The 15,688-nt window shown below is 65.5% G+C and carries 18 protein-coding genes and 1 pseudogene; 4 read left to right on the top strand and 15 right to left on the bottom strand.

Going from position 1 to position 15,688, the window contains the following annotated elements:
* The 3 genes and pseudogenes from ISG32_RS25980 to ISG32_RS25970 form a co-directional block, all read right to left on the bottom strand.
* Positions 1-139: pseudogene (locus ISG32_RS25980) on the bottom strand (IS5/IS1182 family transposase); the annotation flags it as partial.
* A gap of 126 nt (positions 140-265) precedes the next feature.
* The gene (gene kynA / locus ISG32_RS25975; RefSeq protein WP_228530123.1) at positions 266-1,120 is read right to left on the bottom strand and encodes a tryptophan 2,3-dioxygenase; all 855 of its coding nucleotides are present in this window, start codon (positions 1,118-1,120) and stop codon (positions 266-268) included.
* A 125-nt stretch (positions 1,121-1,245) separates the two neighbouring features.
* Entirely contained in the window at positions 1,246-1,821 is a 576-nt protein-coding gene (locus ISG32_RS25970) for a helix-turn-helix domain-containing protein (protein ID WP_194773910.1), read from the bottom strand.
* A 73-nt stretch (positions 1,822-1,894) separates the two neighbouring features.
* Here ISG32_RS25970 and ISG32_RS25965 point away from each other — a divergent pair, with 73 nt between their 5' ends.
* Positions 1,895-3,325: an L-lactate permease gene (locus ISG32_RS25965; protein WP_194773909.1), complete on the top strand. Its 1,431-nt coding sequence runs from the start codon at positions 1,895-1,897 to the stop codon at positions 3,323-3,325.
* Positions 3,326-3,395: 70 nt separating this feature from the next.
* Here ISG32_RS25965 and kynB read toward each other — a convergent pair whose 3' ends face one another.
* The 8 genes from kynB to ISG32_RS25925 all read right to left on the bottom strand — a co-directional run bounded on the left by kynB (position 3,396) and on the right by ISG32_RS25925 (position 9,577).
* Positions 3,396-4,061 carry an arylformamidase gene (kynB, locus tag ISG32_RS25960; RefSeq protein WP_194773908.1) on the bottom strand — a complete coding sequence of 222 codons (666 nt, stop codon included), beginning with the start codon at positions 4,059-4,061 and terminating at the stop codon, positions 3,396-3,398.
* A 40-nt stretch (positions 4,062-4,101) separates the two neighbouring features.
* On the bottom strand, positions 4,102-4,437 hold the full coding sequence (locus ISG32_RS25955; protein WP_194773907.1) for a YkgJ family cysteine cluster protein: 336 nt from the start codon (positions 4,435-4,437) through the stop codon (positions 4,102-4,104).
* A 109-nt stretch (positions 4,438-4,546) separates the two neighbouring features.
* Entirely contained in the window at positions 4,547-4,879 is a 333-nt protein-coding gene (gene soxZ, locus ISG32_RS25950) for a thiosulfate oxidation carrier complex protein SoxZ (RefSeq protein ID WP_194773906.1), read from the bottom strand.
* Between the two features lie 26 nt (positions 4,880-4,905).
* On the bottom strand, positions 4,906-5,421 hold the full coding sequence (locus tag ISG32_RS25945; protein ID WP_228530122.1) for a thiosulfate oxidation carrier protein SoxY: 516 nt from the start codon (positions 5,419-5,421) through the stop codon (positions 4,906-4,908).
* Positions 5,421-6,758, bottom strand: a complete 1,338-nt coding sequence (locus ISG32_RS25940; protein ID WP_194773905.1) for an FAD-dependent oxidoreductase — start codon at positions 6,756-6,758, stop codon at positions 5,421-5,423. Before ISG32_RS25940 ends, ISG32_RS25945 begins: the two co-directional genes overlap by 1 nt.
* Positions 6,755-7,867, bottom strand: a complete 1,113-nt coding sequence (locus ISG32_RS25935; RefSeq protein WP_194773904.1) for a YeeE/YedE family protein — start codon at positions 7,865-7,867, stop codon at positions 6,755-6,757. Before ISG32_RS25935 ends, ISG32_RS25940 begins: the two co-directional genes overlap by 4 nt.
* A gap of 1 nt (position 7,868) precedes the next feature.
* Positions 7,869-9,170 (bottom strand): NAD(P)/FAD-dependent oxidoreductase, encoded by a 1,302-nt coding sequence (locus ISG32_RS25930; protein WP_228530121.1) that lies wholly within the window; start codon positions 9,168-9,170, stop codon positions 7,869-7,871.
* Entirely contained in the window at positions 9,170-9,577 is a 408-nt protein-coding gene (locus ISG32_RS25925) for a c-type cytochrome (RefSeq protein WP_194773903.1), read from the bottom strand. The genes ISG32_RS25930 and ISG32_RS25925 overlap by 1 nt, the downstream gene beginning before the upstream one ends.
* A 400-nt stretch (positions 9,578-9,977) precedes the next feature.
* On the opposite strand from ISG32_RS25925, the gene ISG32_RS25920 reads away from it, so the two are divergent.
* Genes ISG32_RS25920 through ISG32_RS25910 form a run of 3 tightly spaced genes read left to right on the top strand, consistent with a single transcriptional unit; the run spans position 9,978 to position 12,535 of the window.
* On the top strand, positions 9,978-10,292 hold the full coding sequence (locus ISG32_RS25920) for a FeoA family protein (RefSeq protein WP_194773902.1): 315 nt from the start codon (positions 9,978-9,980) through the stop codon (positions 10,290-10,292).
* A gap of 33 nt (positions 10,293-10,325) precedes the next feature.
* Entirely contained in the window at positions 10,326-12,221 is a 1,896-nt protein-coding gene (gene feoB / locus ISG32_RS25915; RefSeq protein ID WP_194773901.1) for a ferrous iron transporter B, read from the top strand.
* A 47-nt stretch (positions 12,222-12,268) separates the two neighbouring features.
* Positions 12,269-12,535 (top strand): hypothetical protein, encoded by a 267-nt coding sequence (locus tag ISG32_RS25910; RefSeq protein ID WP_194773900.1) that lies wholly within the window; start codon positions 12,269-12,271, stop codon positions 12,533-12,535.
* Between the two features lie 71 nt (positions 12,536-12,606).
* On the opposite strand, the gene ISG32_RS25905 is transcribed toward ISG32_RS25910, so the two are convergent.
* From ISG32_RS25905 to ISG32_RS25890, 4 genes are all read right to left on the bottom strand, one after another.
* On the bottom strand, positions 12,607-12,960 hold the full coding sequence (locus tag ISG32_RS25905) for a YkgJ family cysteine cluster protein (RefSeq protein ID WP_194773899.1): 354 nt from the start codon (positions 12,958-12,960) through the stop codon (positions 12,607-12,609).
* Positions 12,961-13,106: 146 nt separating this feature from the next.
* On the bottom strand, positions 13,107-13,370 hold the full coding sequence (locus ISG32_RS25900; protein ID WP_194773898.1) for a hypothetical protein: 264 nt from the start codon (positions 13,368-13,370) through the stop codon (positions 13,107-13,109).
* 17 nt (positions 13,371-13,387) lie between these two features.
* Complete coding sequence (gene argF / locus ISG32_RS25895; protein ID WP_194773897.1) at positions 13,388-14,311, bottom strand: ornithine carbamoyltransferase; 924 nt, start codon at positions 14,309-14,311, stop codon at positions 13,388-13,390.
* Positions 14,308-15,522, bottom strand: a complete 1,215-nt coding sequence (locus ISG32_RS25890) for an aspartate aminotransferase family protein (protein WP_194773896.1) — start codon at positions 15,520-15,522, stop codon at positions 14,308-14,310. The genes argF and ISG32_RS25890 overlap by 4 nt, the downstream gene beginning before the upstream one ends.
* Positions 15,523-15,688: the final 166 nt, after the last annotated feature.

Here is a 15,688-nt window from a genome sequence, read left to right as displayed (position 1 = left end):
TGCCGTTGAAGGCGGCTTCATCACTGATGGTGCGGTGGCGACCACCTTTGCGGGATGCAATGAACGGGGGAATGAGGGGTTGCAGTTGTTGCCACAACTCTTTGCTGATGGGGGCTCGGGACATGAGGCTGTGAAGCATAAATGCTTTTGGAGCCCTCAAATTGAAGTTGTGTTAGCCGCTCTTAGGTGGGGCGTTCTTCACTTTCTATTGCCGACACTCAGCGGTACGACTGAATTTGGCCGAAATTGAACCTTCGATTTCACATCAAAGCGCCGTCCTTAACCGCCAAATCTCCGGAAACAGCACCACCTCCAGCATCTTCCGCAGATAGCTCACCCCGCCAGTCCCCCCCGTTCCGCGCTTGAACCCGATCACGCGTTCCACGGTGGTCACATGGCGGAAGCGCCAGAGGCGGAATGCGTCTTCGATATCCGCGAGTTTTTCGCCGAGTTGGTAGAGGTCCCAGTATTTGTGCGGGTCGCGGTAGACCTCCAGCCAGGCGGCTTCCACGCCTTCGCTGTATTCGTACGGCTGAGTCCAGTCGCGTTGCAGGCGGTCAGCGGGCACGTTCAAACCTTCGCGTGACAGCAGTTGGAGCGATACGTCGTAGAGCGAGGGGGCTTCGTAGGCGGCCTGGACTTGAGCGAGCAGGTCGCTGCGGTGCTCGTGGGGCTTGAGCATGGCGGCGTTCTTGTTGCCCAGCGAGAACTCGATGCTGCGGTATTGATAACTTTGAAAGCCGCTGGAATTGGCGAGGTAAGGGCGCATGGCCGAGTATTCGGGCGGGGTCATGGTGGAGAGCACGGTCCAGGCGCTGACCAGTTGTTCCATGATGCGGCTCACGCGGGCGAGCATCTTGAAGGCGTCGGCGCGGGTGCCGCCTGCGATGGCGGCGATGGCCGCGCGCAGTTCATGCAGCATGAGCTTCATCCAGAGTTCGCTGGTCTGGTGCTGCACGATGAAAAGCATCTCATCATGCGCGGGCGACAAGGGGTGCTGGGCGTTGAGGATTTCGTCGAGATGCAGATAGTCGCCGTAGCTCATGTCGCGGCTGAAATCGAGCTTGGCTTTTTCGTCCTTGACGATGGATTCGGTGGTGCTGGCGGGTTTGTCTCGCATGGTGCTGGTCATTCTTTTGAAATGGTGAAGAGTGATTCAGAGCTTCGTTGTGCGCGCTGAACCACGGCGTTTCTTGCTCTTTGTGAGGTGCGAAATTGTAGGGTGCGGGTCGGTGCCCGTGCGCGTCATTTCACCGGGGCAATCACCAGCAGCATGAGCCGCGCGATCTTGCGGCCCTCGTTGGCGAAACGGTGTTCGGTGTCCATGTCGAGCACGGCGGTGTCACCCGCGTTGAGCAGCACGGATTCCTGGCCGATCCACACGCGCACGTCGCCTTCGAGAATATGGAACACCTCGCGCGTGCCCGCACGGTGGGCGGAGAAGTGGGTGGATTTGGCGCCGGGCGGCAGGCTGTATTGCACCAGTTCCAACCCCGGCGAGGGGTGGGCAAGGGCGAGGCGTTCGACGCCGGATTCCTCGTGCACATAGCGCCGGTGCTCGCCCTTGCGCGTGATCTGCACTTCGCCTTCCGACTGGATCAGCTCACCCAGTTCACAGCCCAGGCCGCGCGCAATCGCGAGCGCGTTGCGCAGGCTCGCGCCGAGCAGGCCGCGCTCCACGCGCGAGAGCGCACCGGGCGACACGCCGCTGGCTTCGGCGAGCTGATCGAGCGTGATACCGAGTTGCGAGCGGCGGGAGCGCACGGCGAGGCCGAACTGCACATCGGGTTCTGCGGGGGACGAAATCTCGTGGAGGGACATGATTTGACGAATTTCCTATCCGCAAATAAACTTGCGTAAACGAAATTTAGCGAAATTTTAACGGAGTGGCGAAATGCAGCTGGTGTGGAGTGCGCTGCCGGTCTTGGTGGTGATTGTGGCGCTGTTTGCGGGTGTGCGGTCGCTGCATGCCGCGTTGCTGGGTGTGGTGCTGGCGCTGGTGGGTATGGCGGCGGCGTTTCCGATCACGGGCGATGTGGCGCTTGCGGCGCTGCGCGTGTGGCTGCCGGTGCTGGTGGAGGTGCTGCTGATCGTGGGCGGCGGGCTGCTGCTGTCGGAGGTGCTGCGCGTGGCGGGCGCGCAGAAGGCGCTGGCGCAATGGATTCTGGCGCGCACCGGCCACGGCGTGGGCGCGGTGCTGCTGGTGGTGCATGGCGTCACGCCGTTTGCCGAATCGCTGACGGGCTTTGGCATTGGCATCACCATCGGCATTCCGCTGCTGGTGCATTGCGGGCTGTCGGCGCGCAAGGTGGCCGTCATCGGGCTGCTCGGGCTGTGCGCCGTGCCGTGGGGCTCGATGGGCCCGGGTACGCTGATCGCGGCGACGATGGCGGGACTGCCGCTCGATGCGCTGGGCGTGGCGTCGGCCTACGTGAGCGTGATTCCGTTCGTGATCACTGGCGTGGTGGCGGCGTGGCTGGCGAGCGAGCCGGGGGCGCGCGGCAAGGCGGTGGTGCAGGGCGCCGTGTCGGGCCTGCTGCTGACGGTGGCGGTGGCCGCAGCCAACCTCACGGTGGGCACCGCGCCTGCCGGGGCTTTGGGCGCGCTGGTGATGATTCTGCTGTTTCTCGCGCGCGGGCATTTCGGGGCGCGCAAGGCGAAGGATGGCGTGGCGTCTGTTGCGCTTGGTCCCTTGGGTGCGCGTGCACTCACGGCCTATGCGGTGCTGCTGCTCGGCGTGTTGCTGGCAGGCGTGGTTCTGCGCGTGCTGCAGCTCTCGCCCGCGCTGCATGTGCTGGCGTCGCCGGGCGTGTGGCTGTTCATCGCGGCGCTGTATTTTTCACGCGGGCTGCCGTCGTCGGCGGTGCTCGGGAGCAGCGCTAAATCCTGGTCGCAGGTGGCTCCCGTGACGGGTCTGTTCATCGTGCTCGGGGTGCTCATGGCGGTCTCGGGCATGGCCGCGCAGCTGGCGCGTGCGCTGTCGGCCGGGGGCGTGGCGTATCTGTTTGCGGCACCGTTCGTGGGTGCGCTGGGGGGCTTCGTGACGGGCTCGAACACCGGAGCGAACGCGATGTTCGCCGCCACCCAGGCCGAGATCGCACATGCGCTCTCTGTGCCCTTGCTGCCCTTCATGGCGGTGCACAACGTGAGCGCGGCGCTGCTGCTGATGGCATCGCCCGGCAAGATCGAGATGGCCTGCCACCTCGCGCCGCCCGAGGCGCTGCGGAGCCGTCGCTGGGTTCAGATGACCGTGCTGTGGACGGACATGGCGGCGGTCGCGCTGATGGCGCTGCTCAATGTGTTGCTGGGGGTGTATTTGCGTTGACCAGTCCTGGGGAGCCTCTGCACGAATCGATCGTCAAGCGGCTAGACGATCCCATTCGCGCAGAGGTTTCCTAGTTGAGTTCGCGCAGGATGGCGCGCACCGGCGAGGCATCGGCCGTGATGAGCTTGAGCGGCAGCGCGATGAGCTCGTAGTCGCCTTCCGCGACGTCGTCGAGCACCAGATTCTCGAGCACGCGCATGTCGCGCCGGCGGATGATCTGGTGCGAATCCAGCGTCTTGCTGTTGGCCGGATCAATGCTTGCGGTGTCGATGCCGATGAGCCGCACGCCAAGGTCGGCCAGTCGCTCGACGGTCTCGGGCGCATAGGCGGTGAGCTCCGCATCCCAGCGGTCGACGGGCATGCGGCGATAGGTGCGCACCAGCACGCGCGGCGGCAGGTTTTGCGCCGCATGCGCGATGTCTTCCCAGCGGATCAGCGCGCCGCTTCCGATCGCGTGGATCACGCGGCAGGGGCCGATGTAGGCGTCCAGCGGCACATGGCCCGCTGTCGCGCCCTGCGTGTCGTAGTGCAGCGGCGCATCGGCATGCGTGCCGACATGCGGCGACAGCGTGATCGTCGCCACGTTCACGGGACAGCCCGGCGAGATCGTGGCGTTCCATTGCTGCGCGTACTCGGTATCGCCCGGAAAGACCGGCGTGCCGACATGCACGGGCGCGGAGATGTCCCAGATTCTGGGGCCGCTGGCGTGGGATGGTGGGGATTGCGGATCGCTCATGGCGTGCATCGTACCGTGACGCAACCCGTTTGTGAGCAAGCTACGCGGCGAGCGGATCGTCCAGCACCGGCATGCCGTGCCGCGCCCGCGCCCGCTGGCAGGCATCCGATCCGGCATCGAACTCACGACACGGCGAAGGCCGCCATTCGTAGATGCCGCAGGCGGCCTTCACGCCGATCTTTCCGGTGAGCGCCGCGCAGCGCGGCGACGCATGATCGGTGCCGCGCATGCGGGCGGTGTGCTCGGTGACCGGAACCACCAGCCCATCGGGCACGCTGCCGCCGCACTCCTGCGTTTCCATGGTGGAAAAATCGACGCGGAAACTGGCGCAGCAGGCGCCGCAGGTGAGGCAGGGGTGTTCGGAGGTGGAAGGCATGGTGGCAGCGCTGGCCGGTGTTTCGCGGGGCTGCCATTATTTCGCAATCGGGGGTGCGGCTTCATCCTTGCACGAAAGAGCCAGACACCCCGATTCAACTATCCGCCGTTCAGGCGATCGCAATGGCTTTCTTCGCCGTGAGCGTCTGCCCCGTGTCGTCCTTCCACAGGAAATTCAGATCGCTGCTTTCGCGTGCCAGAAACGTGAATTCGATGTAGGGATTCTGCGAGACGCTGATGCCGGGCTCCCAGGTGAACAGCGGCGTGCTGCCGAGTCGGGCCTCAAAGGACGTGACGATGTTGCGCGGGCGGATCTTGCCGTCTGCGTCGGTGCGCAGGCCGCTCTCCATGATGTGCTCGATCTGCGCGCGCACGCGGATCACCTCGCCTTGTTTCGGCGTGGCGTTGCTCACCCAGATGCGTGGTGGTTTGCCGTTGTTCATGCGAATTTCTCCTTCACATTTCGCGCTCACATTCCGCAGCCGCTGGCGGCTACGGTGACGGCTTGCTTGGCCGTGAGCAGTTGGCCGCTCTTCATGCGGGCGAGGGCGTGCAGGGTCTGCGACTGCGACAGGCGCACGCGCACCGAGGCCTCGGCCGTGCCGTTGGCCTGGGTGAACTTCACGCGGCAGGCGAGGGGCGAGGGGTTGAGTTCGGCGAGCACAATGATTTCCTCGCACCAGTCCTTGTCGGTGATCGGCAGATCGACCTTGACCTTGACAGGCACGGCGCTCGGGTTGTCGGCGAGCACCGAAACGTCGAGCAGCAGGCCCTCGGTTTTGGGCGTCTTGCCGCGCGTGAACTCGTCGAACGCTTTCTTGAATTCGACGGGATTGGGTGCCAGAGGACCGACCAGCGGTGACTTGGCAACAGGCGCCGCCGCCGTCTGGGCTGCGGCCGGGAGCGCCAATGCCGCGGTGGCGCCTGCCGCGCCGGCGATCAGCGCGCGACGCGTGACGTGCTGGGGATGTGCTGTCTTCATCATCAGATCGCCAGGAAGTCGCTGAACTTGCTGCGCGCCCAGGCGAAGTCTTCCTTCACCAGATCGGCGGTGCGCACGTCCATGTCGATCTGCGTCTGGATGACCTTGCCGGTGGGATCGACCTCGTACTCGAACTTCACCGAGATCTCTTCCTGCGGATCGCCGTTGACCATCATGTAGCAGAGGTTGTCGGGCAGCAGCAGCGTGACTTCCTTGCCCGCCACGCGCTGCGCGATGTTCTGCGCGACGATGCGGCCGATGTAGTTGGCCACGTGGCCGCTCTTGGGGTAGTGGCCGAACTGGTCGGAGATCGTGCCCATCAGGTCGCCGACGAAGTAGACGTTCTCGTCGCTGTGCGCGTTGAACAGGCGCGGGTGCATGTCGGCCCAGCCGGTGGGCTTGCCGTCCGGCGTCTTGCCGATGAGGTCGGCGTGCCAGACCATGTCGGCCGCCTGGTGCGGTGGCATGAGGATGGCGTCGTCGAACTTGAACTCGCCCGCGGCGGTCTTGATCTTCTTGTTGAACGGATCGACCTCCTGCACGCGCGCGTTGGGCACGTGGGTGATGATGTCGGGATACAGCTCGTCGAACGCCTGCTTGTAGCCCACGCCGATGGGTGCGATCTTGGGCTTGGGGTCGAGGATGAGGATCTTGCCGGGGATCTTGTTCTTCTTGATGTGCCACGCGATCAGACAGGCGCGCTCGTAGGGCGATGGCGGGCAGCGGTGCGGCGGTGGAGGCAGCGTCATGACCAGCGTGCCGCCCTTGAAGTCCTTGACCTTCTGCTTGAGCGCCAGCATTTCCTGATTGGGAATGTAGGCGTTGGGGAAGTGCTTGCGCGTGTAGTCGATGGCGCGCTGGTCGTTGCCGAACCAGGCCTCGTAGTCGTTGCGGATGCCGCCCGAGAGGATCAGGTAGTCGTAGTCGATCACACCGAGCGAGGTGCGCACCAGCTTCTTGTCGCGCTCGAAGCCGTTGACTTCGCACTGCAGCAGCTTGTAGCCGTATTTGTTGGCGGGGCGCAGCATGTCGTGGTTGACGAAGTCGGTGTTCACCACGTCGATGAGCCACTTGTTGCTCATCGGGCCGGACCAGAACGTGGGGTTGCGCTCAAGCAGCACCACGTCGGAGTTGGGGATCAGCTCGCGCAGATAGCGCGCGGCGGTCATGCCGCCCCAGCCGCCGCCGCAGACGACGATGCGCGGGCCCTTGCCCTCGCGCGGGAGGATGCGCGACTGCGGCGTGATGATGGTGGGGGCCGCGTGGGCGATGCCCGGTACGGTGGCCGCAGCGCCCAGTGCAAGCGCGGATGGGGTGATGAGGAAGTTGCGACGTTTCATGCTGGTAGTCCCTCTGGTTGCGTGTGAAAAATGGTGGATTGAATCTGGATCGTCAGCACCGCTCCGGCAGCGATGCCGATCACGGCGGGGATGCTCGCGATGGCGAGGGTCGAGAGGCCGCTGAGGCCCTGGCCGATGGTGCAGCCCACGGCCAGCACGCCTCCCAGGCCCATGAGCAGGCCGCCGATGGCCGATGCGGCGAAGCGCGCGGGGCTGTCAAAGCCTTCCCAGCGCGCGGTGCGTGTGGCGAGCGCCATGGCTGCCGCGCCGCAGAGCGTGCCCACGACGATGGCAGGGCCGATGTTCAGCGTGCGCCCCACGGCCACCTGCAGGTAGAGCACCGCTTCGGCGACGGGGCCGACGAAGCTCAGCGAGGTGAGAGGCACGGGCTCGAACGGGTCGATGCCGACATGCCCGGTGATCCACCAACCGGCGGCCACGAGCGCGCCGATGACGACGGCACCGATCCACTGCGCGGCGCTGCCTCGGCGCAGGGCCGGTTGCCACAAGGCATAGGCGAGCAGGGCGGCCACGGGCAGGCCCACGCCCACGATCAGCGCGACCATGCCCGGCAGGCCCGCGCCTTGCTGCAGCAGCGTGGGCAGCGTCGCATGCGGCAGCGTGACGAGGCCAAAGCCCTGCAGCCATTGGCGCACCGGAAACAGCACGCCGGTGAGCGTGGCCTGCGCGGCAATCGCCATGCACAGCAGCGTGATCAGCGCGCGCAGGTTGCCGCCCGCGAGTAGCACCAGCGCGCGGGCTCCGCAGGCGCGGGCCAGCGTCATGCCGATGCCGAAGAGCAGACCGCCGACCAGCATGCCGACGACGGAGATGTTGCCGCGCACGGGCTGCGCGCTGCCGAGATCGATCTGCCCCGCATGGGCCAGCCACTGGGTGGCGAGCAGCGCGACGGCCAGTGCGAGGGCGAACGTCTGCAGCGCGGGCGCGCCGTGGCGACGGGCCTGCGGCGCGGTGGGCGTGAGCCATTCCCGCAGGCCACGCAACAGGCAGAAGCGGCTTGCGCGCGCCGCCGCGCCAAAGGTGCAGCCCAACGCGAATCCGGCCCACAGCAAGGTGGAAACGGAGGAGGAAGAGGATGAGGCATCCATGTCAGCGGTCCCAGATGTCGGTACTGATGGCGGCGTACCAGGCCGCACCGTAGCGCGCCTCGGCCGCGTGGAAGGCGTCGCTGGCGTCCATCGGGCTCACGCCGCCGGAGTCGGGCACCTCGATGAGCTTGCCTTCCTGCGCGCGGTACACGCCCGCGACCGAGATGCCGTAGTCCGTGCCGACCAGGCTGTAGCAGGTGTTGGCGTAGACGGCGGCGGGCAGCGGCTTGCCGGTGAGTTCGGCGGCGATGGCGGCGGCGGCCAGCTTGCCCTGGGTGTTGGCGGCGAAGCCGGACTTGGGCATGGGTGCGGCGATGGTCGCGTCGCCCAGAACGTAGACGCCCTTGACCTGTCGCGATTCGAAGGTTTCGGCGCGCACGGGCACCCAGCCGCTCGCGTCGGTCATGCCCGCGCGCTCGGCGATGAAGCCGGCCTTCTGGGGCGGAATCACGTTGAGCACGCTGGCCTTGTGGCGCGTGCCGAAGTTGGTCTCGACTTCGAGCGCGGCCGCATCGACGCGCGTGACGAGTCCATCATCCGCGAGGCCCACCCATTCGATCATGTCGCCGTAGAGCGCCTTCCAGCCTTGCTGGAACAGCGCCTTCTTCGAGAAATTGTCCTTGGCGTCGAGCAGCAGAATCTTGCTGCGCGGCTTGTGCCGCTTGAAATAGTGCGCCACCATCGCCGCGCGTTCGTAGGGGCCGGGCGGGCAGCGGAACGGGTTGTCCGGAATCGTCATGACGAAGGTGCCGCCGTCGTCCATCGCCTCCATCTGCCTGCGCAGAAGCTGCGTCTGTGCGCCGGCCTTCCATGCGTGCGGCGCTTTCTGCGCGGCCTGCTCGTCGTAGCCCGCGATGGCTCCCCAGCGCATGTCCACGCCGGGCGAGAGCACGAGGCGGTCATAGGTGAGGGTCTGGCCGTTGGAAAGCTTCACCGTGCGCGCGGAGTGGTCTACGTCGTCGGCGCGCGCATGGATCACCTGGATGCCCGCTGCGCGAAGGCCGTCAAAGCCGTGGCCGATGCTCTCCCAACTGCGCAAGCCTGCAAGGTAGAGATTGGAAAAAGGGCAGGTGTAGAAGCGCTGTTCGGGCTCGATCAGCGTGATGCGCAGCTGCGGCGCTTGTTCGCGCAGATAGCGTGCGGCCGTGGCGCCGCCGAAGCCGCCGCCGATGACGACGACATGGGCCGATGCGCTCTTCGCGCGCACCCAGCCCGGGGCGGACAGAGTGGCGGCTCCGGCGAGCGCGTGGGTCAGGACCGCGCGGCGATCCATGGTCGCAATGGAGCGGGAGGGCGTGTTCATCATTGGGCCTCCTTCCGTGTGGCGGTAGTGGCGGAGGTGGCTGTGGAGGCTGTGGAGGTGGCGGGATCGGCGAACCACTGCGCGAGCGCGTCGATCTCGTCGTCCGCGTAGCCCTTCATCAACCGGGTCATGACGGTGGCGTCAGCGGCCTTGCCGGACTTGAAGTCGCGCATGCGCTGCTGCAGGTGGGCGGAGGTGGCGCCGCGCAGCGACGGAATCTCGCCGACGGAGCGGCCATCGGGCCCATGGCAGTTGGCGCAGGAGGCCGCGATCAGCGCCACGTCCTGCGCACGCAGCCGTGTTTCGGTGGCGGCGTGCGAGCGCAGCGGAAGAGCCAACGCAAGCGCCAGCAGCAGCGCCAGTCCCATCGCGTGGTGGCGTGCGGTCAATGAAGAGGTCGGAGGCATCAAGTCGGGTTCCCTGAATGCCAAAGCGCGCACAGCCACGGGATCGAGGCAGGCGCGCGCAGGCATCCGATGTGGTCAACGGAGGCAAACAAAGCTTGAGGCGTGGCGGCGGACGCTTGCGGGCGCAAGCACGGGATGGGCACAAAGGCGGGGGTGTCCCTCTCAGCCGTCACGCGGCACAAGCAGAGCTGTCGGATGGGGTGGATTCTAGGGAGGCTGGCGACCGGGTCGTTTCAATAGTTGACCTGCGGTGGGGAGATTGGCGACTGGCATGGGCAGGGCGAATGGGCGCACGTTACGTACCGATGCACATCAAAGGGACACTCGCCGAATTCCACCTCGAATCGTCCGGTCTCTTTTAGAATGAGAATTAAAACCATTCAGGACACATCCACAAGACATGCGAGTACAGCCACAAGAATCAAGCGGGAAGCCACTTTCAAGCGGTTTGGCGGCACCTGCCGCCATTGCTCTGGACACGCTTGGTCGCCGCCAGGAGGGCGTCGTCATCGCTCTCAAACCCGCGAGCGACGAGCGTGAGAAAGAACTGGTGCTCCGTTTGATGGAGATTGGTTTTCTGCCCGGAGAGCAGGTGCGCGTGCTTGCCACGGGCTTTCCCGGTGCCGATCCGCTTGCGATCCGCGTGGGACAGGCGACGTTCGCGCTGCGCCGTGACGAAGCGGCGTTCGTGCTGGTGCAACCGGCCACGACCTGACGACAAAGACAAATCGAGATACGAGGGCAAGAGATGACGACAAGCGCAAGCAATCAACCAGCTTCGGGCGGCGCGCTGCATGTGGCGCTGCTGGGCAATCCCAATTGCGGCAAGACGGCGCTGTTCAACCTGATGACCGGCGCGCGCCAGAAGGTGGCGAACTACGCGGGCGTGACCGTGGAGCGCAAGGAGGGCTGGCTCACCACGCCGGGCGGCAAGCGCGTGCGCATGCTCGATCTGCCGGGCGCCTACAGCCTGCACGCGCAGAGCCTGGACGAGGCCGTCACCCGCGACGTGCTGCTGGGTCGCCGCGCGGGCGAGCCGCTGCCGCAACTGGTGGCCTGCGTGACCGACGCGACGCACCTGCGCCTGAATCTTCGCCTCGTGCTGGAAGCGCGCAACCTCGGTCTGCCGATGGTTCTGGTGCTCAACATGACCGACATGGCGCGAAAGCAGGGCATCGTGATCGACGAGGCTGTGCTCTCCCGCGAACTTGGCGTGCCGGTGATTTCCACCGTCGCGGTGAAGGCGGACGGTGCGCAGGATCTGCTCCAGTGGATCGATGCCGATCAGCTCAAGAACGCCGTCCCGGAGAAAAAGGAACTTCAGGGCGACGCGGCGCAGCGCGTGCTTGCGCTGCACGACGAGGTGCGCCGCATTCTCGATCTGGCGGTGAAGACGCCTGCCGTGCAGCTCGCGCGCGATGACAAGATCGACGCCATCGTGCTGCATCCGGTGTGGGGGCTGGTGCTGCTGGCGGCGCTGCTGTTTTTGATCTTTCAGGCCGTGTTCGCATGGGCTGCGGTGCCGATGGACTTCATCGATGCCACGACCGCATCGGCCGCCGAATGGCTCAACGGCCACATGGCCGATGGTCCGCTGCGCAGCCTGCTGGCCGATGGCGTGATCGCGGGCGCGGGTGGCGTGATCGTGTTTCTGCCGCAGATTCTGATTCTGTTCTTCTTCATTCTGGTGCTCGAGGATTCGGGCTACCTGCCGCGCGCCGCGTTCCTGCTCGACCGCGTGATGGGCACGGTGGGTCTTTCGGGCCGCTCGTTCATTCCGCTGCTCTCGAGCTTTGCCTGCGCGATTCCCGGCGTGATGGCCGCGCGCTCGATCCCAAGCTGGCGCGACCGCCTCGTCACCATCATGATCGCGCCGCTGATGACCTGCTCGGCGCGTCTGCCGGTGTATGCGCTGCTGATCGGAGCGTTCATTCCGGAGCGCACCATCGGCGGTCTGTTCAATCTGCAGGGCCTCGTGCTGTTCGCGCTGTACATCGCCGGCATCGTGAGCGCCATGGCGGTCGCCTACGTCGCCAAGCGCTTCGGCGCACGCCAGGGCCGCGCCGCGCTGATGATGGAACTGCCCGCCTACCGCTGGCCCAGCATCCGCAGCCTGATCATCGGCCTGTATGAGCGCGCCATCATCTTCCTCAAGCGGGTGGGCGGCATCATCCTCGCGCTGACCATCGTGCTGTGGTTCCTGTCCTCGTTCCCCGGCGCTCCTGACGGCGCGACCGAACCGGCCATCACCTACAGCCTCGCGGGCCGCATCGGCGAAGCGATGGCTCTGGTCTTCGCGCCCATCGGCTTCAACTGGCAGATCTGCATCGCACTGGTGCCCGGCATGGCCGCGCGCGAAGTGGCGGTGAGTGCGCTCGGCACCGTGTACGCGCTGTCCGCCTCGGGCGATGACACCGCCGCCCAGCTCGGCCCGCTGATCGCAAGCCAGTGGTCGCTCGCGACCGCGCTGTCGCTGCTCACCTGGTTCATCTTCGCGCCGCAATGCCTCGCCACGCTGGCGACTGTGCGCCGCGAGACCAACAGCTGGAAATACGTGGCGATCATGGCTGCCTACCTGTTCGGGCTGGCCTACATTGCCTGTCTCATCGTTTATCACGTCGCGGTGGCGCTGGGCTGGGGCTGAGGCCTCGCGCGCGTGCCATCGTCGTGTGCTGACTGGAGGTTAGTCGAATGACCCAATCACTCGTTGTGGGACTCATCGTCGTCGCGGCGGTGCTCTATGTTCTGTGGCGCTACATGCCGCAGAAATGGCGCAACCCGCTGGGCAAGATCAACCCGAAGCTCGCGCAGGTGTCGGGCTGCGGCAGCGGCTGCTCCAGCTGCGACAGCCCGCCCGGAGCGGGCAAATCGTGCGGCACTTCGGGCGGTGAGTTTTCGGACAGCAAGCCCGTGACGCTGCACGGCAACATCCGCAGCCACATGGGCGATCAGCACTGAGCCGCAGCCCCTTTTTTGAACGCCGGAACGGCGCAACGTGCGATGAGCAGGTTGCGCCGTTTTTTCTTGCTTCATGCGGCCAGCGGCAAGATCGGGTCGTTGGGCTGCGGCGGTGGCAAGCCATGCCTGGCCCGTGCTTCATGGCAGCGGTCGGAGTCGAAGTCGAAGTTGCGGCAGGTCGATGAGCGCTGCTCGTAGATGGAGCAGATCGATTCGACGCCCAGACCGCCGGTCAGCGCGTGGCAGCGCACCGGGAACTGTGCCGTGCCGTTCATGCGCACGCGGTTGCCGTTGACGGTGTGGGTGAGTGCATCGGGCACGCTGCCGCCCATGGATTTCAGCTCGTAGACGGGAAACTCGACGCGATAGGTATGGCAGCACGCACCGCAGTTGACGCACGGATGGATAGCCGGTGTGCAGGACATGGTGATTCAGGGCAAATGAAAGTTTTCGGACAAGGCAACGACGCACGGGCGGCCCGCGCATTCATGGGCGAATGCGCGAGCTGCCGGGTGCGGACGAACGGAGCGGGCCGGAAAATTTGGAGCGTGTTGAGATCGTCAACATGCTCTTAGGTATGACCCTGAAGGAACTTCAGCGTGAAGATGTGGATGCGCACATGCAGCGCTCTCACGGCCAGCGTGAGGTGCTCGTGCGGGCCGTAGTGGCCGGGAATGCGTGATGCGTCGGTGCGGCGCACGCGCGTGAGTTTTCGCCGCTCGATGTGCTGGCGCTGTGCGCGCGACTGGCAAAGAAAAAGCCTGCAGCGCAAGGCGAGCAGGCTTTTGATGGTGCGATGGTTCGGGAGCTCGGTGTGGATGTGCGCCTGAACCATGGTGGTGGTGTGTGCGATCAGGCCGAGAGGCGGCCCAGCAGCAGGTATTCCATCAACGCTTTCTGAGCGTGCATCCGGTTCTCCGCCTCATCCCATACGACGGATTGCGGTCCGTCGATCACGTCGGCCATGACTTCCTCGCCGCGGTGGGCGGGCAGGCAGTGCATGAAGAGGGCGTCGGGCTTGGCGGCGGCCATCATTTCGGAGTCCACGCACCAGTCGGCGAAGGCCTTCATGCGCTTTTCGTTCTCCGCCTCGTAGCCCATGCTGGTCCACACGTCGGTTGTGACCAGATCGGCGCCTTTGCAGGCCTCCATCGGGTCGGAGAAGACCTTGTAGCAACCGTCGCGCGGCGTGCGGCCACCGAAGGCGAGCTTCTCGTCGACCTCGTAGCCGTTCGGCGTGCTGACGTGGACGGTGAAGTCCAGCAGCTCAGCGGCCTGCAGCCAGGTGTTGGCCATGTTGTTGCCGTCGCCCACCCAGGTCACGGTCTTGCCCGTGATCGAGCCGCGGTGCTCGATGAAGGTGAAGATGTCGGCAAGAATCTGGCAGGGATGGAACTCGTTGGTCAGCCCGTTGATGACCGGCACGCGCGAGTTGGCTGCGAACAGCTCGATCTTGCTCTGCTCGAACGTGCGGATCATGACGAGATCGGTCATGCGGCTGATGACCTTGGCGCTGTCGTCAATCGGCTCGGAGCGGCCGAGCTGACTGTCGCCCGTCGTCAGGTGCACGACGCTGCCGCCGAGCTGGTACATGCCCGCCTCGAAGCTCACGCGCGTGCGCGTGCTGGCCTTCTCGAAGATCATGGCCAGCGTGCGGTCGAACAGCGGGTGGTACTTCTCGTAGCTCTTGAACTTGCCCTTGATGATCGCCGCGCGCGAGAACAGGTAGTTGTACTCGTCGGCGGTGAAATCGGAGAACTGAAGGTAGTGCTTCATTGCTTGGGGGCTCCTTCCGAGAGGAACTTCTTGACCAGCGGCGCGAGGCGGGCCACGATCTCGTCGGCTTCGGCGCGCGAGAGAATCAGTGCGGGCACGAGGCGGATCACGGTGTCGGCCGTCACGGAGAACAGCAGGCTGGCTTCTTCCGCACCACGGCCGATCAACGCGCCGCAGGGACGGTCGAGTTCGACGCCGATCATCAGGCCCTGGCCGCGCACGTCGAGCACGCCCTTTTCACCGGCGAATGCGGCCTTGAGCGCGGACTTCAGGTGCTCGCCCACATCGGCGGCGTTCTGCAGCAGCTGGTCTTCTTCCATGATGCGGATGGTCTCGATGCCGGCGCGCATGGCGAGCGGGTTGCCGCCGAAGGTCGTGCCGTGATTGCCCGGCTTGAGCACCTCGGATGCCTTGCCGCGCGCGACGACCGCGCCGATCGGCACGCCCGAGCCCAGGCCCTTGGCGAGCGACATCACGTCGGGCACGATGCCGGACCACTGGTGGGCGAACCACTTGCCGGTGCGGCCCATGCCGGCCTGCACCTCGTCGAGGATCATCAGCCACCCATTGGCGTCGCACAGCGCGCGCACCTGCTTCATGTACTCGGCGCGCATCGGGTGCAGGCCGCCTTCGCCCTGGATGGGCTCCATCATCACGGCGACGATGTCGGGGTTGCCTTCGGTGGCCTTCTTGAGTGCCTCGATGTCATTGACCGGCACGCGCAGGAAACCGTCGAGCAGGGGGCCAAAGCCGTTGCGGATCTTCTCGTTGGCGGTGGCGGTCATGGTGGCGATGGAGCGGCCGTGGAAGGCATGCTCGTAGACCACGATCACGGGCTTTGCGATGCCCTTGTCAACACCGTACTTGCGGGCGATCTTGATCGCGGCTTCGTTGGCTTCGAGGCCGGTGTTGCAGAAGAACACGTTGTCCATCTTCGAGCGCTCGACCAGCAGCTTGGCGAGGACTTCCTGGCCGGGCATGTGGTAGTAGTTCGAGGTGTGGATCAGCTTGGCGACCTGCTCCTGGATCGCGGGCACGAACTTGGGATGGTTGTGGCCGAGCGTGTTCACCGCGATGCCCGCCAGTCCGTCGAGGTATTCCTTGCCGTTCACATCCCACAGTCGCACGCCTTGGCCTCGCTCCAGAGCGATCGGTACGCGGCCATAGGTGTTCATCACGTGGGGCGAGGCAGCCTCGACAAAAGCGGTCATGCGGAAATCTCCTGACATTGCGGGGAAACACAACGCTGGCATGGTTGCAGTGTGGCAACGGCCAACAAAACGAGATGCAATTCTAGGGGCTCGCCATGACATGTTCGTTGAGTATTCCGCATCACTGTCATGCGAACGGGGCGATCCGCGCGCAGGGGCGGGTGCC

The sequence above is a fragment of the Diaphorobacter caeni genome (assembly GCF_015354245.1).
Taxonomy (GTDB): Bacteria; Pseudomonadota; Gammaproteobacteria; order Burkholderiales; family Burkholderiaceae_C; genus Diaphorobacter_A; species Diaphorobacter_A caeni.
The sequence above is the reverse complement of the archived record's forward strand: the minus strand, read 5'-3'. Positions and strand labels throughout refer to the sequence as shown.